This window comes from Chlamydia gallinacea 08-1274/3 (assembly GCF_000471025.2).
In the GTDB taxonomy this organism is placed as follows: domain Bacteria; phylum Chlamydiota; class Chlamydiia; order Chlamydiales; family Chlamydiaceae; genus Chlamydia; species Chlamydia gallinacea.
Window position 1 is genome coordinate 351,120 of record NZ_CP015840.1, and the last position, 14,303, is coordinate 365,422.

The window sequence follows — 14,303 nt, forward strand, 5'->3', positions numbered from 1 at the left end:
GGACATCATGCGTTGCATTTTTCGTACTTTCCTGTGTATGTTAATTTTTAGTGCCTCGTGGTGTTTTGCAGATACGAGTCCTTACGCATGTCCTTCTCACTGCAACCCTTCGCAACCTAAAGAGCTTGTCACAACTCCTCAACAACCTGAAAAGCCCCAACCTCGTCCCTTGCCTACATATCGAGAACGTGTCACAGCGGATGATGTCCTTCCTCAAGAGCGTCTCTCCGCAGGGAGTTTTTCTGATACATATCCAGATCTAACTACTCAAGCGATCATCCTTATTTTCTTAGCATTATCGCCTTTTTTAGTGATGTTGCTCACATCTTATCTAAAAATTATCATCACACTTGTTTTACTCCGGAATGCCTTGGGAGTGCAACAAACTCCTCCCAGCCAAGTTCTAAATGGTATCGCTCTTATTCTTTCCATTTATGTGATGTTTCCTACTGGGGTCGCTATGTATAATGATGCCAAGAAAGAAATTCAAGCGAATACTATTCCTAGAGATTTGTTTTCAGCTGAAGGAGCTGAAACGGTTTTTGTAGCCTTAAGCAAATCCAAAGAACCTCTACGCTCATTTTTAATACGGAATACCCCGAAATCACAAATTCAAAGTTTCTTCAAAATTTCTCAAAAAACTTTCCCTAAAGAAGTTCGAGAACATATGACGATATCAGATTTCGTGATTGTCATTCCTGCATTTATTATGGGACAAATTAAAAACGCTTTTGAGATAGGTGTTCTCATTTATCTACCATTTTTTGTCATAGACTTGGTCACTGCAAACGTCTTGGTTGCTATGCAAATGATGATGCTTTCTCCCTTATCGATTTCGCTGCCATTAAAACTGCTTCTTGTTGTGATGGTAGATGGATGGACATTGTTACTCCAAGGTCTTATGATTAGCTTTAAATAAGGACATGCCGTGATTACTTTTGCTACTAGTTTCAAATCTATGCTTTTTGAGTACTCGTATCAATCGTTACTCCTTATTTTAATTATTTCAGCTCCTCCGATTATTTTAGCTTCTATTGTAGGAATTATGGTGGCTATTTTCCAAGCAGCCACGCAAATTCAAGAACAAACATTTGCTTTTGCGATTAAATTAGTCGTCATTTTTGGAACTCTGATGATTTCTGGAGGATGGTTAAGCAATATGATCTATCGCTTTGCTTCACAAATTTTCCAAAACTTTTATAAATGGAAATAAACCGTTATGGCAATCTCTCTCCCAGAGCTTGTTTCTGTTTTCGGTTCCACATATCTAGATTATATTTTTCAAAAGCCTCCTGCTTACGTATGGAGTGTATTTCTACTCCTATTTGCCCGTTTACTTCCTATATTTGCTATTGTCCCTTTTCTTGGAGCTAAGTTATTCCCTGCACCTATTAAAGTTGGTATTGGTTTGTCTTGGATGGCTATTATTTTCCCCAAAGTCCTCATGGCAACTCAACTATATAACTATTTGAGTGACAATACCTTTTATTTCCTGCTGATTAAAGAATTATGCATAGGTGTATTTATAGGATTTATTCTAGCATTTCCTTTTTACGCTGCCCAATCAGCAGGATCTTTTATTACTAACCAGCAAGGTATCCAGGGATTAGAAGGGGCAACTTCTCTTATTTCTATTGAGCAGACTTCCCCTCACGGAATATTTTATCACTATTTTGTAACCATAGTTTTTTGGTTATCTGGTGGTCACAAAATTATTTTATCCGTACTCCTCCAATCCCTAGAAGCCCTTCCAATCCATCATTTTCTTCCTATGGAAATGATGTCTTTACAAGCACCTTTCTGGACAACAATGATCAAAATGTGCCAACTCTGTCTTATTATGACAATTCAGCTGAGTGCTCCTGCTGCCGTTGCTATGCTTATGTCTGACTTATTTTTAGGGATTATCAATAGGATGGCTCCCCAAGTACAGGTTATCTACCTTCTTTCAGCTCTCAAAGCTTTTATGGGACTATTATTCTTAACCCTTGCCTGGTGGTTTATAGTAAAACAAATTGATTACTTTACTCTTGCTTGGTTCAAGGAAACTCCCGTGATGTTATTGGGAGCTCACCCGCCCCAAATCCTCTGATCTTCTGCCCGACAAATTTATTCACAATATTGTTCTTTGCATGGGGTGGGGGCATTCAAAAGATCAGCCAATAAAACTTAAGAGTGCCTCCCCAGATTAGGGTTGTTGAGAAGAATCACCTTTCCCCTTACTATCCACAAGCAAAACAAGAATCACGCAAAGAACTAAAAATGAAAGGGTGAAGGCGAACATGTTAAGAAGGAAAAACAACAATAAGCCACAAAAAACAGCATTTTTAGCTGTGCCATTTTTTGCATAGTAGCTTTGTAAGTTTTTCAATATTGCATGGATCTCGGGATAAAACCCTAAGACAACACCACAGGCTACGAATACTCCTCCAACCCAAGAAACAAAATCGGCAATAATCCCAAATACGACTAATCCTCCGCTAATGACTTCGCGAGAATGTTGGGAAAAGAATCTTTTCATTTTACCTACGTTAGGATTTGTACGTAAGCCCTTCACCTTATGCTTCAAAGACTCAAATTGAGATGGCGACTCTTTTGAAGAGCTTTCTTTTGGTGTCTCATCTGCCATGGCGTTACCCTTAAAAAATTATTTTTATTATAAAAAACTTATAGAATCATAATTATCAAAAAAATTATTTAAAAATAAATACAAAAATTTTAATTATAATTTGTTTCCCTTTGAACAACAACGACATCGAGAAACAACACCTGTTTCTGGATGAATAAGATAGATATAGTCCCCAGCACTGCCTAAAGTATAGTCAAAAACTTTCTTATTCAGGAGAGGGAGCAAATCATATTGAGCAAGAAGAATTTGCGTTTTATCTTTCAACTCCATACGAAAATCAGTCCGTGTCTTAAACAGTTCTAAAACTGCAGATTCCCCGTGTTGTTGAATCGCTTGCTCTTGTCTTTTTACACTTTCCCAAATACTTCCACGTAACGTTTCAAGTTCTCTATAAGCCCGAGGATGATCAATAACTGCTTCTAAAAATATGGGATCCATAAAAATTAAATTTAATTTATAATTCCCTTGTGATTTCTCTTCGTAGTGCAAAAAATTCAATAAGGGTTGTACATTTTTTGATCCTCGTAACATGGTATAAAGAATATTAGCTTCCTGTGTAGGCAAAGTTAACGTTTCGATAACATCAGCGCCAAACTTTCTTCCTCCTTCAATGATTTCCTCTTTTTTATTCAATAGAGCTTCAGTAACTATGTATTCTGATCCTTGAGGAACACACCCTGTATCTACATAAACACGTTTAAGCAAACGTATGAATATAGAACGCCATGAAGCGGGATCCTCATAATTTCCAGAACATTCTTGCAACATGGCATAAAGATTAAATCGAGAATTATTTGGAGGCCGAGAAAAAGGTACGTTGAGTAGACGATATTTACGTTGCTTCTTAGTAACTACCTTGGCAATTTTTTTCGGAATGAAAACATCCTCTTCTTTAGAAATTTTCTCAACTGAAGATATTTTTTTGGTTTTTTCCTGATATTCTACCTCTGCACAGGCAGACTTCTGGGCAGTGAGGAGATATTCATCATTTTCCATCATCCGACTACATAGACACCGTTTGCGTGCATTCATAGCATCGAAAGACACTACAGAAACAAGGAACGTCAAGCATAGTAAAGTAAAGATATACGATTGCATGCACTATTTCCCTACAGCAAATTGATAAACCAAAAGGCGTTCCCGCTGTGAGTTCGGAGAATTCCGGTATATATGCAGCCCAATTCTATCAGGGAAATCCGTATTCTCTAAATGTCTAAAGGAAGGCGTACAATATACTCGAGACACGTGATCTAAAAGTACGAAGATTTCCATTTTATCTTGGTTCTTTAAACTACGTATACAAAGCTCAAGCCGCTGAAATTGCTCATTATAATATAGAATAGCAGCAACTTCCCCAGCAAGCTCAGGATCACGATACACCCCACGATCAAAAACAACTGAACATAGAGATTCAGAAGATAGGCTTTCAAATTGTGACGTAAATCGAAAAAGCTCTCTTAATTTTTTATAAGCATTATTTTCCTGAAGAAAAACTTTATATAACTGTTCATTACGTTTACTAGAGATTAATAGATGTCTCTGCCAAAACCCTAGAGTACAAAAAAGCAGGGAAAATAATACTAACGAAACAAGAACTTCGACTAAAACAAAGGACCTTTTTTTTCGGTTATGCAAGGAGACTACAGAACTACACATAAACTTCTCTGCGCTAACGTAGCATGCCTGTGGTTAGGAAAAATTTCTAAGACAACATCAGCAAAACATGCTCGAATTGAGGAATTTCCTCGCATTCCCTTACGGATATCTATGGAATACGTATAAGGAACTGATACGGTGTTTCCTTGAGATGTTGTCATCGTATACGTAAGCTCTCCGGTACCTGATGAAGGAAATACCCCAGCCAACATTTGTTCGCGCATAGCATCTTCAATAGCAAAAAAACAGTTATCAATCACCATAGGTAACTGCAGATTAATAACCTCTTCTTCAATAGATCTGTGGATACTATGATAAAAGCGAATACATGGTGTGAGTACTACACAAATAAGGGAGAGCGCTGTTAAAACCTCTACAAGCAAAAAACTCCGCTTTGTTCGCTTTTTGTGCATAACGCTAACCTTGTTGTTTATTATTCACTCCATGAGCCTTAGAGGAAAAAACAACTAAATCATCACCTGTTTCGCTTACTTTGACAATAATATCCTCTCCCCAGGCATCTTTTAATAATTTTTTACCTTCCTTACACCATGCCGCACCTTCAAGAATAACTTCTTTACGATCGACAATCTCTCTTAAAGAAAGGTTTCCCGTGGCATACTCCATCATTAAAATGTCATAAATTTTCGCACAGTTTTGTTCTGACTGAAACGCCTTACCTTTTTGGATACTTCCCCGCATATTAAAAGCTAAAGCCCCACCAATAATGCCAATTAAAGTAATGACTACCATCATTTCAATTAAAGTGATGGATTGTTTACGTTTATATTTATTCATAATTTTCCTCTTTTGTGTGTTATAAAACATGAATATTACTTGTTAGGGGAATCAGCGTTGCTAACATAATGAGCCCAATAACCCCCCCTAATAAGACAAGAATAATGGGTTGACACCATGAAGTTATCCATGTCAAAGTTTTTTGAACATCTTCACTATAAATTCGTGCTATATGACCCAAAACACTAGCTAATTCCCCCGACTCCTCACCCAAAGAAATCATTCCCAAAGCAAGTTTAGGAACCCAAGAACATTTTGCTAATTCCTTGCCTAACGCACTTCCTTCAACAATAGCATTAATCATCTTCTGCAAATCACTACGTAAATGCCTGTAGGGGACAGCACCACAACCTAATTCCAGTCCTTCAATAAGTGTGCCTCCTCCAAGAAGAATTACGGATACTACGGAACAAAACCTGCAAAACCCTACTTTAACAAAAAATTCTCTCACTCGAGGAAGGGAGAAAATTAAGTTTTCTACCCCCTGTTTCCAAAAAGGCTTTCGCCATAATATTCCTAAACTCACTGAGATAACGCCCAACCCTCCCAGCAAAGCAAACTTATACCGACATAGAAAATCGCTTAATCCAAAAACTAGGGAGGTGAGCGTATTGAATTCCACACTCTCAAAGGTTTCCTTAAGGGAAGGCACCACTCCTGTAAGGAAAAAAAGAATTACAGCAAATGAAAATAATAGCAGCACAATAGGATAACTCAGTGCTGCTATGAATTTTTTCTTGACTTGCTCACGTTCTTCTAAAACGACAATAATATTTTTCAAACATCCTTCTAAGTTTCCCACACTTTCTCCAGCAAGAATTGCATTGCGGTAAAAGTCATCAAAAATGTGAGGATATGCTGCCATAGCCTGAGATAACGATCCCCCCGAATGTAAAACCTCTATAAAAGTTGTTAATAATCCAGCTATCTTTTGTCCTTGATACTGATCTCTTAGGGATACTAAGCTCTCGTATAAAGGAAGTCCTGAACGCAATAAAAGAGATATCTGCCTAGAAAAAATAATTAACTCATGTGTCTTTATGTGTACTTTCTTTGGAAGAACTTCGCGTATAGCTAATAGCCGTATATTTTTTTGCATCAATTGCTCCCTAGCTGCGCGAATATGAAGAGCTTCTATCCATCCGTGCTTTCTTTTCTCTTTTTCATTGAGATAAGTATAACGATAACGCGGCATAGCTTCATCTCCCTAATCATATCGTTTGGTAACACGAAAAACTTCGGCTAGTGTTGTTTCTCCTGCTAAGACGAGAGCCAACCCATGGTCTAATAGGGAAAGAAATCCTTGAGATTCTGCAAATGTTCTTAAAACATGATAAGGACTGTTTTTTGCTATTTCAGATTGTAAAATAGCGTCGGGACGTAAAAATTCATAAATGCCTCTTCGCCCTTTATATCCCGAATGAAAACATTGCGAACATCCTCTCCCACGATATAATTGTGCGTCAGGACTATTTCCCAAAGCCTGCAAAAACACTTGCTCCTGTTCATCTGCTTCATACTGTTCTCTACAGTGAGGGCAAACTTTCCTGACCAACCTCTGAGCTACAACACCTATTAGTGTTGCTGAGAGTAGATAAGGTTCTACCCCCATATCTAAAAGACGGGGAATAGCGGAAACTGCATCATTGGTATGTAGAGTACTAATTACAAGGTGTCCCGTAAGAGCTGCCTGAACGGCAATTCCTGCTGTTTCCTGATCACGAATTTCTCCAACCATAAGTATATCGGGATCTTGACGCAGCAAATGTCGCAAACCACAAGCAAAAGATAAACCAATTTTAGGTTTCACAGCTATTTGCGCAATTTCTGCCAATTTATACTCTGGGGGATCTTCGATTGTCATGATATTAGTAAACGGCCCTGATAAATGTTGAATTACACTATATAAAGTAGTGGTTTTTCCACTTCCGGTTGGACCAGTAACTAAGAGCATGCCTTCAGGAGAAGAAATCACTTGTTTAAAAGAATTTTCTAAACTCTCAGGCATTTGCAAGCCTGCAATATCCAAAATTACATTGCGCTTATCTAAAATTCTAAGAACAACACGTTCTCCATAAATTACGGGAACAGTGCTCACGCGCATATCAATTTCTTGGCCACCTAGCTGAATTTTTATTCTTCCATCTTGGGGCAGACGATGTTCAGCAATATCCATCTTTGCCAGAACTTTAATACGCATAATCAATGAGGAGCGTAAATGCATAGGAGGAGATAAACGATCATGAAGAACCCCGTCAATACGGTAGCGTATACGTAGAGTATCTTCTAAAGGCTCAAAATGAATATCAGAAGCACGTTCTTCAATTGCTTCTTTTAAAATTAAATTTAAAAAACGTACAACAGGAACAGAATCTGTATTTTCTAAAAGATCTTCTTCTGGCGAAGGAGCTCCTACATCTGCTGCCATGGTTAGCAACATATCAGAAGCTTTTCCATCTAGGTCTGAATATATTTTTTGCAGACTATGTACTATGCTGGCTTCATCTCTAAGAATAAAAACTACAGGTTTTTGAATTAATAACTGCACTTCATCTTTTGCTATCAAAGAAGTGTCTTTAGCATGAGCCATAACTACATGATCTTCTTTCTCCTCCCAGGGCAATAGGTAGTGTTTCTTCAAAAAACCATAGGGAAGTCTAGCAAGGAGTTCCGGAGATAGCTGAGGTTTATCGTCCATCATATTCGCAGCCCTCGACTCGAGATGCGGGCAAATGAACAGCAGAAATCAACTCTAATTTTTTATGTGCTGCCTTTACAGCTTCTTCGCTCGCAAACAATGCCCGACGAAATTCATCAATTTCTCCTGGACGCGATGCTAAAACAGCTTCTTCATGTCTCTCCTGTTGTTCCATTGAGCTTTCCAGGATTTTCGGTGTGATAAATACAAACATTTCTGTTTGGCTATCTGAAGTTGCATTCATACCAAATAATTTTCCCATTCCCGGAATTTCCCCAAGGAAAGGAATGCCATCCTGAGAATCAGAAATATGTTTACAGCGTAACCCTCCAATAATGACCGTCTCACCATCAGCTATACGCACTTTATTCGTAATATTTCTTCGTGTGACGTTAGGAGTATCCCCCGGAATTTTTCCTGTGGTATCAAACGTAATGTCTGTTTCTAAAGAGATATAATTTTTTCCATCTTCCTCTCCGATATTAATGATAGGAAGCATCTTAATCATAATACCGTACTGCGCACGGTTATACTGAATTTTATCGCTATCCTTATCCGCAGCAACAGCTATGGACATCTCTTCAACGATGGCAATTTTTGCTGGTGTCTGATTCACAGTAATGACCGAAGGACTCGCATTAATACGAACATCTTCTTGAGCCATTAAAAATTGATACGCAAGATCATAACTGGGAACTACAAAGTTTCCTGTGTTTCCCTTAAATAAAAACTCTAAAATCCCCGCATTTGTCCATGATAAGGAAGTTGTCTTCTTACATACTTCCTCTCCAAGTCGTAAAAGATTGAGCCCTGATTTACGTTGATTCGAAAGTTTCCTTTCAAATAACAAGACTTCAATACGAACCATTTTCTTAGGAACATCAAGTTTCTTTAATAACATTTTGATCTTCGACAAGGCTTCTCTTTCGATAACCATGATTAATGTTCCCGTTTTCGAATCAGCAATAAAACTGCCGTATTTAACAGAACCTTCTCCCGCAGCCATTCCTTTCGAAGTATCAATGTGTATAGAAGTTTTGGCCTCTCCTCCTATAGGAGAATCTGCTACAGATACATTCTCGTCTTTACCTGAAAACACATCATGAACTTGAGATAATAGAGAGGCCAGTTCTTGAGGATCCGAATGCTTTACATTATACCAAAATACCGTCTTGTCCGTAGGATTCTCGATACTTTCTTCTAGATCTTTAATCAAATCAACTGCGCGATATACTAATGATGCTGTGCCACTTAAGAATAACGATCGCCCACGATATTGTAGAGGAACTACTTTTAACCCTCCACTATGGCTACCCTCATCACCCTCTTTAACCATATCCTCTTGAAACGCCGCCTTAAGGATAGAAATCATTTCTAAAGCATCTATTTTCGTGAGAGGAATAATGCGATATTCCTGACGAATACTATCCGACTGAACAAAATCATAAATTTTCAGTAACTCATTAATTTCCCCAACAGAACCAAAAATCCACAGCTTTCCTCCAAAAATATCTATTTGCAGCGTGTCAGTGTTCATGCATTTTTTTAAAATATGTTGATCAGCACGCACATCAATATTTTTCGAAGAAATAACATAACCAATATAAGCCGAGGACGGCAGGGTGTCTAAATCTCTCCTAGAGGAAAAAACCCCAATAACCCCACACCCTTCCTTACGGGTAATATATAACTCTTTAATCCAGGGACTAATTTGACGAACCCCAATTCCAAGTCGCGCTAACAAATGTTCTAAACACTCTTGAAACCCTTCTTTAGGAATAGCAAACCGAGAAAACGCAGAAATTTTAATCATTCCGATATCTTGGGGAACAAGATACACAACATTATCTTCACCATAATCAGCAACTAAATTATAAATAGTTGCTTCAGGATGATGCCATAAAGCATAATCTTCGGGATTATCTCCACGTTCGCGAATCTCCGCAGCCCATAAAGTTTCTAGTTCTCGAATTTGTTCTTTCACTTGTTGAAGGTGGTTTCGCAATACTTGCCATTTTTCTTCATCTTGACATCCTGCGGCGCGTAGCGCTGCCCCCTCCTCATAAAGTTCTTGCAAACGTAAATTTAATTCCTTCATATTTGCATTAAACGAAGCCAATCCAGCTATCTTATCAGAACGGCTATCCGTGCTTTCTAAAGAAGCAGCTTTCTCTGCAATAGTTAACGCAACACTAGGGAAACTCCAAAATAGTCCCCCAAATAAACCTACATAAACTAAAGGACTCCAAAATAAACGCATCTATGCTCCCCCACGACGATGTGTTCCTCCATTATTAGCCAACAATGGCTTTGCTAGAGATACTTCCTCTTTTCCTTCTGTATCTACTACACTACCCCCCTGTTTCAATGGCAAGGTAACTGTCTCAACCAAAGTTCTTTGCGCATTAAACATATGGCCTCGAAATACAAACCCCCTTACATCTTTTTCTAGCTTATCAAAAATCAACAGGGGCCCCGAAATCTGGCCTGACAAATAAGCTTCCAACTGTTCTTTTCTTACAATCTTTTCCCACCCCCCTGTTTCCGAATAGACAATCCAGTCATCAGGAGAAAGAATCAACCTCTGTCCGTGGACATGTAGAATAGGACGAGACCAAGAGCGCATACCTACAAATTCAAAATCCTTAAGAATCTCTGCTATTTCCATAGGAGAACTCGTAAACTTAGCTAAGTTAAAAGCCTGATGCGCCATACCTCCCACACTCCAAATCTCAATAAGCATGGACTTCTCATCTATTTTTTTCACTTCCAGTAAAGGTACTTGAGAACTATCTCCTTGAAACTCTCCACATGTTCTCCAAGAATTACCATCCCACAGTAAAATATCTCCTACAGAAAGATAACGACTATAATTTTCATTAGATGAAGAAATAAAATCTACGCGCTCCTTGCTTGCTATATCTGCGTAAGCAGCGCCTCCATGCATTAATAGAAACTTATCTATCCCGATACGACGTATCTTTTGCTTTACAGGGAAGCTAGCATCTACACGGATTCCCCCAATTTCCCAAGATTCTAATCCTCGAGGCGGCACTGATAAGCATAATGTTTCTCTCTCCTTGGGAGAAGTAATCATTTCTTTGTTGACTCCTAATAATCGTACCCGAATTTCTATACGATTATCCCCACTTAAGGGACGACATTCTAGCCACAAATCTGTAGGTTGACCCTTGGGACTAAAAGTGAATCCACCACCTTCATCCAAAGGAAGAGGTTGTAAATATACTTTTTCGTTAGCACAAGCTACGTAACGATCTTTCGAAGAAGCCAGTTCTAAAAGAAACTTCCCTCCAAGAGCATCGGGACGATTATTGCTCCCCAAAAAAATAACCTCTTGCCTAAGATCAGGTAAACTTTCTTTGAGAGCAGGAAAATCCAACACCCACATCCCCGAAGTAATATCTTGGGACTTCGAAAACGAAGCACGCATATTCTTGGTCTCATCATATTGCAATGAAAGACCATAGATATTCCCCACGTAGTTAGAAGAACCACACACCATCCAAAAAAAAGCTGCTATGCTTATTAGGCTATATCCGATGGAAAAAAGCTGGTGCATAATAGAAGCAAATAAAAATAAAGTTATAAGATAGCCAAATGAGAGAAAAAAAGCAATTTATACAAACTAAAATCAAAAAAGATTTAATTAAAAAAAGAATAAAACTAAAAACGATTCTTTTTTATAAGATAATAAGTTCATCAGGCACGGGGCGGTCCGTTAAACTAAAATTTTTCTTCCCGTCAATGAGCACAGTATCTTCAATACGCAGGCCGCCGATCCCGGGAAAATACACTCCAGGCTCTACAGTAACTGTCATTCCCGTTGCTAAAGAAGCGTCCGCTCCTCGAGGGGATAAAGTAGGATATTCATGGATATTCCTACCTACACCGTGGCCTACGCCGTGACAAAAATACTGTTCTAAACCAAAGTTTTTCAATACCTGTACAGCAGCGGCATGCACGTCCACACAACGCTCTCCTTCTCGACATCGCTGTAAGGCAGCTTTTTGTGCTTCAACTACAGCAGAATAACTTTCTATTAAACGAGAATCCGGACGTCCCCAGGCTACTGTTCGAGACATGTCCGAACAATAACCTTGATACAAAACGCCAATATCAATAAGGACAATATCACCTTTTCGTAAAGCACGTTCTGTAGGTATAGCGTGAGGAAATGCCGCGTTTTCTCCAAAAGCAATAATCGGAGAAAATGCGGGGCCTTCAGCACCAGCTTTTGCCCAAAATATACGCAATAGACGTACCGCTTCCTTCTCTGTGATTCCTTCTTGCAAAATGGAAAGCACATGATCATATCCTTCCGATCCCAAAATTGCAGCTTGGCGCATTTTTTCTATTTCATCAGCAGACTTATAACAACGCAATTTTTCTGCAAATAAAGTCACAGGCTCCCAGGAAAACACAGAAGACGCTTGTTGTCTTTCCACATACTTCTGATAGGAGGTATGAAGACTATCAAAACCTATAGTGCGGTATGGTGTTTTCTTAAGATACGAAATCAACGGGGTTGTTGTATCCCTATCACAAAATACTAAGGTCACCCCCTGAACATGGGCATAGGCATCTTTATCAATACGATAAATGAAAAACACAACCTCATCTCGTCCTATGAGGAGGGTCCCTGTTGTCGCCTGATCGTCAAGAAAATATGCAATGTCCTCACTTCTTTCTATAACAAATGCGTCTACAGAAAAATGAGATAATGCAGCCTGTGCTCTATGAATACGCTCTTGAAACATCATGAGTTCTCCTTAATGAAATCCTCGTCTACAACTAATCGACGCATTAACGTACCATCAAATGCCTTTTCTGGCTTTCCTATTTCCCAAAGACAAGATAACCAAGAAATATCAAATGTAGGCATTACTCTATGAAATATGGTCTGCGCTAGGGTCTCTTTAATTAAAAGTGTGATGGATGTTTTATCTACTTTCCTTTTACCCTCTGCAGCTAGACGAAGCAACCATGACTTTAATTCTTCATCACATATACATGTGGGAGCACTTTCAATAGCAAATACACTAGGACTCATTTGTGAAATTTCTATCCCCAAGTGTGTTAATTCTTGCAAATGAGAAATAAGAAAATCACTCTCTTGAGAAGTCACCTCTAAATATACGGGAAGAAAAAAGCGTTGTGTTTCATATGTACGAAACTCTTGCTGTTGCATTACGGAAAGATAAAATAAATGTTTTCTAACGGCATTTACAAAAATCGCGTGAACTCCCTCACAATCCTCTGCAAGAACAACTTTGCCTAAAGAAGCAAGAAACTTCACCGACGAAGACTCTTTCCCCCATGGTACACTCATTTGTCTCTCTTCCGTAGCAAACTCTGGAACCTCAGGTACACAAGGCATAGAGTTATCATAAGTGCCCTGTAGTTCGGGGACATGGTGCATATCTTCAACAAATCCTTGTTCTTGATCAGCAACCTGCAAGGTAGGGAGGGAGTAATCCCATACAGATCTCCCCTGTGATCTTGCTAAAACCTCTCCAATAGCTTCAAAAATAAACTCTCCTACTTCCTCTTCTTTAAGAAGACGAACTTCTACTTTCTGGGGATGCACATTGAAATCACACCAATGAGGAGGAGTATACAATTTTAAAACAAACACAGGATACCTTTGAGGAGGCAAGAGTAAGGCATAGGCTTCACTAACCTTTTTAGATATAAAAGCAGACTCCACGGGTCGATCATTAATAAAAATTCTTTGTCCTTGACGCGTGGGACGATGAAAATCCGGGAGTCCTAAAAAGCCACAGATACGTAAAGGCTGGGAATATTTATCGATATCTAAAGCAGATTGCATAAAGCTCTGGCCCATAACAAAAGTAACGCGCTCAGAAAACTCCCAATGTTTATGTACATAAAGCTCTTGTTGTTTTTCGCTAACCCAAGTCCAACCTACGCCTTCGGTAGATAAAATACGATTCTCTAAAAGCCTGCGCATTCCCACGCGATCTGCTTGAGGACTCTTCTGAAACCCCCGACGCACAGGAACATTATAAAATAGGGAATCTATGGAAACCGTCGTGCCGCGTTGTCTCGGGCTACGTTCTGTCATCACAATCTCTCCCCCATGGATAAGCGTTCGAGATCCTCTTCCTGAATCTGGACAAGAAAGGATTTCCATTTTAGAAATTGCCGCAATTGCTGAAAGTGCTTCGCCACGAAACCCAAAACTTAACAAAGAAAAAATATCTGAAAACGCAGAAATCTTTGAAGTCGCGTGACGTTGAATAGCCCAAGGGATGTCCTCAGGATCCATGCCACAACCATTATCCTTAACAATGATCTGGCCCTGCCCACTGCCTAGCGTTTCAATATCAATCTCATTAGCTCCTGCGTCTAAAGCATTCTCTACCAACTCTTTAACAACAGAAACTGCACTTTCAATGACCTCTCCAGCTGCTATTTGATTAATTGTAGTAGTATCAAGTAATTGAATACGATTCTTCGAAGTCATAATACAAGCTACCG

14 protein-coding genes are annotated in these 14,303 nt (G+C 39.0%); 3 read left to right on the top strand and 11 right to left on the bottom strand.

Features of this window, described 5'->3' with window-relative positions; genetic code table 11:
- Positions 1-7: 7 nt before the first annotated feature.
- Genes sctR through M787_RS01540 form a run of 3 tightly spaced genes read left to right on the top strand, consistent with a single transcriptional unit; the run spans position 8 to position 2,092 of the window.
- On the top strand, positions 8-919 hold the full coding sequence (gene sctR, locus M787_RS01530) for a type III secretion system export apparatus subunit SctR (RefSeq protein WP_021828703.1): 912 nt from the start codon (positions 8-10) through the stop codon (positions 917-919).
- A 9-nt stretch (positions 920-928) separates the two neighbouring features.
- Positions 929-1,213 carry a type III secretion system export apparatus subunit SctS gene (gene sctS / locus M787_RS01535; protein ID WP_021828704.1) on the top strand — a complete coding sequence of 95 codons (285 nt, stop codon included), beginning with the start codon at positions 929-931 and terminating at the stop codon, positions 1,211-1,213.
- Between the two features lie 6 nt (positions 1,214-1,219).
- Entirely contained in the window at positions 1,220-2,092 is an 873-nt protein-coding gene (locus M787_RS01540; protein ID WP_021828705.1) for an EscT/YscT/HrcT family type III secretion system export apparatus protein, read from the top strand.
- Between the two features lie 96 nt (positions 2,093-2,188).
- On the opposite strand, the gene M787_RS01545 is transcribed toward M787_RS01540, so the two are convergent.
- From M787_RS01545 to mutL, 11 genes are all read right to left on the bottom strand, one after another.
- Positions 2,189-2,629 carry a hypothetical protein gene (locus tag M787_RS01545; protein ID WP_021828706.1) on the bottom strand — a complete coding sequence of 147 codons (441 nt, stop codon included), beginning with the start codon at positions 2,627-2,629 and terminating at the stop codon, positions 2,189-2,191.
- 93 nt (positions 2,630-2,722) lie between these two features.
- Entirely contained in the window at positions 2,723-3,727 is a 1,005-nt protein-coding gene (locus tag M787_RS01550; RefSeq protein WP_021828707.1) for a hypothetical protein, read from the bottom strand.
- A gap of 3 nt (positions 3,728-3,730) precedes the next feature.
- Positions 3,731-4,285 (bottom strand): DUF1494 domain-containing protein, encoded by a 555-nt coding sequence (locus M787_RS01555; protein ID WP_021828708.1) that lies wholly within the window; start codon positions 4,283-4,285, stop codon positions 3,731-3,733.
- Positions 4,270-4,698: a hypothetical protein gene (locus M787_RS01560; protein WP_021828709.1), complete on the bottom strand. Its 429-nt coding sequence runs from the start codon at positions 4,696-4,698 to the stop codon at positions 4,270-4,272. The genes M787_RS01555 and M787_RS01560 overlap by 16 nt, the downstream gene beginning before the upstream one ends.
- A 4-nt stretch (positions 4,699-4,702) precedes the next feature.
- Positions 4,703-5,083, bottom strand: a complete 381-nt coding sequence (locus tag M787_RS01565; RefSeq protein ID WP_021828710.1) for a type II secretion system protein — start codon at positions 5,081-5,083, stop codon at positions 4,703-4,705.
- Between the two features lie 19 nt (positions 5,084-5,102).
- The gene (locus M787_RS01570) at positions 5,103-6,278 is read right to left on the bottom strand and encodes a type II secretion system F family protein (RefSeq protein WP_021828711.1); all 1,176 of its coding nucleotides are present in this window, start codon (positions 6,276-6,278) and stop codon (positions 5,103-5,105) included.
- A gap of 12 nt (positions 6,279-6,290) precedes the next feature.
- Complete coding sequence (locus tag M787_RS01575; protein WP_179945614.1) at positions 6,291-7,784, bottom strand: GspE/PulE family protein; 1,494 nt, start codon at positions 7,782-7,784, stop codon at positions 6,291-6,293.
- Complete coding sequence (locus M787_RS01580; RefSeq protein WP_021828713.1) at positions 7,771-10,041, bottom strand: secretin N-terminal domain-containing protein; 2,271 nt, start codon at positions 10,039-10,041, stop codon at positions 7,771-7,773. The genes M787_RS01575 and M787_RS01580 overlap by 14 nt, the downstream gene beginning before the upstream one ends.
- Positions 10,042-11,361: a hypothetical protein gene (locus tag M787_RS01585; protein ID WP_021828714.1), complete on the bottom strand. Its 1,320-nt coding sequence runs from the start codon at positions 11,359-11,361 to the stop codon at positions 10,042-10,044.
- Between the two features lie 121 nt (positions 11,362-11,482).
- Positions 11,483-12,559, bottom strand: coding sequence for a M24 family metallopeptidase (locus tag M787_RS01590; protein WP_021828715.1), 1,077 nt, complete (start codon positions 12,557-12,559; stop codon positions 11,483-11,485).
- Positions 12,559-14,289, bottom strand: a complete 1,731-nt coding sequence (gene mutL / locus M787_RS01595) for a DNA mismatch repair endonuclease MutL (protein WP_021828716.1) — start codon at positions 14,287-14,289, stop codon at positions 12,559-12,561. The genes M787_RS01590 and mutL overlap by 1 nt, the downstream gene beginning before the upstream one ends.
- Positions 14,290-14,303 lie beyond the last annotated feature (14 nt).

Coding starts and splice junctions, on each gene's coding strand:
- M787_RS01565 (WP_021828710.1), bottom strand. CDS start 5,083: ATGAATAAATATAAACGTAAACAATCCATCACTTTAATTGAAATGATG.
- M787_RS01545 (WP_021828706.1), bottom strand. CDS start 2,629: ATGGCAGATGAGACACCAAAAGAAAGCTCTTCAAAAGAGTCGCCATCT.
- M787_RS01590 (WP_021828715.1), bottom strand. CDS start 12,559: ATGTTTCAAGAGCGTATTCATAGAGCACAGGCTGCATTATCTCATTTT.
- M787_RS01550 (WP_021828707.1), bottom strand. CDS start 3,727: ATGCAATCGTATATCTTTACTTTACTATGCTTGACGTTCCTTGTTTCT.
- M787_RS01555 (WP_021828708.1), bottom strand. CDS start 4,285: ATGTGTAGTTCTGTAGTCTCCTTGCATAACCGAAAAAAAAGGTCCTTT.
- mutL (WP_021828716.1), bottom strand. CDS start 14,289: ATGACTTCGAAGAATCGTATTCAATTACTTGATACTACTACAATTAAT.
- M787_RS01585 (WP_021828714.1), bottom strand. CDS start 11,361: ATGCACCAGCTTTTTTCCATCGGATATAGCCTAATAAGCATAGCAGCT.
- M787_RS01540 (WP_021828705.1), top strand. CDS start 1,220: ATGGCAATCTCTCTCCCAGAGCTTGTTTCTGTTTTCGGTTCCACATAT.
- M787_RS01570 (WP_021828711.1), bottom strand. CDS start 6,278: ATGCCGCGTTATCGTTATACTTATCTCAATGAAAAAGAGAAAAGAAAG.
- sctR (WP_021828703.1), top strand. CDS start 8: ATGCGTTGCATTTTTCGTACTTTCCTGTGTATGTTAATTTTTAGTGCC.
- M787_RS01560 (WP_021828709.1), bottom strand. CDS start 4,698: ATGCACAAAAAGCGAACAAAGCGGAGTTTTTTGCTTGTAGAGGTTTTA.
- M787_RS01580 (WP_021828713.1), bottom strand. CDS start 10,041: ATGCGTTTATTTTGGAGTCCTTTAGTTTATGTAGGTTTATTTGGGGGA.
- M787_RS01575 (WP_179945614.1), bottom strand. CDS start 7,784: ATGATGGACGATAAACCTCAGCTATCTCCGGAACTCCTTGCTAGACTT.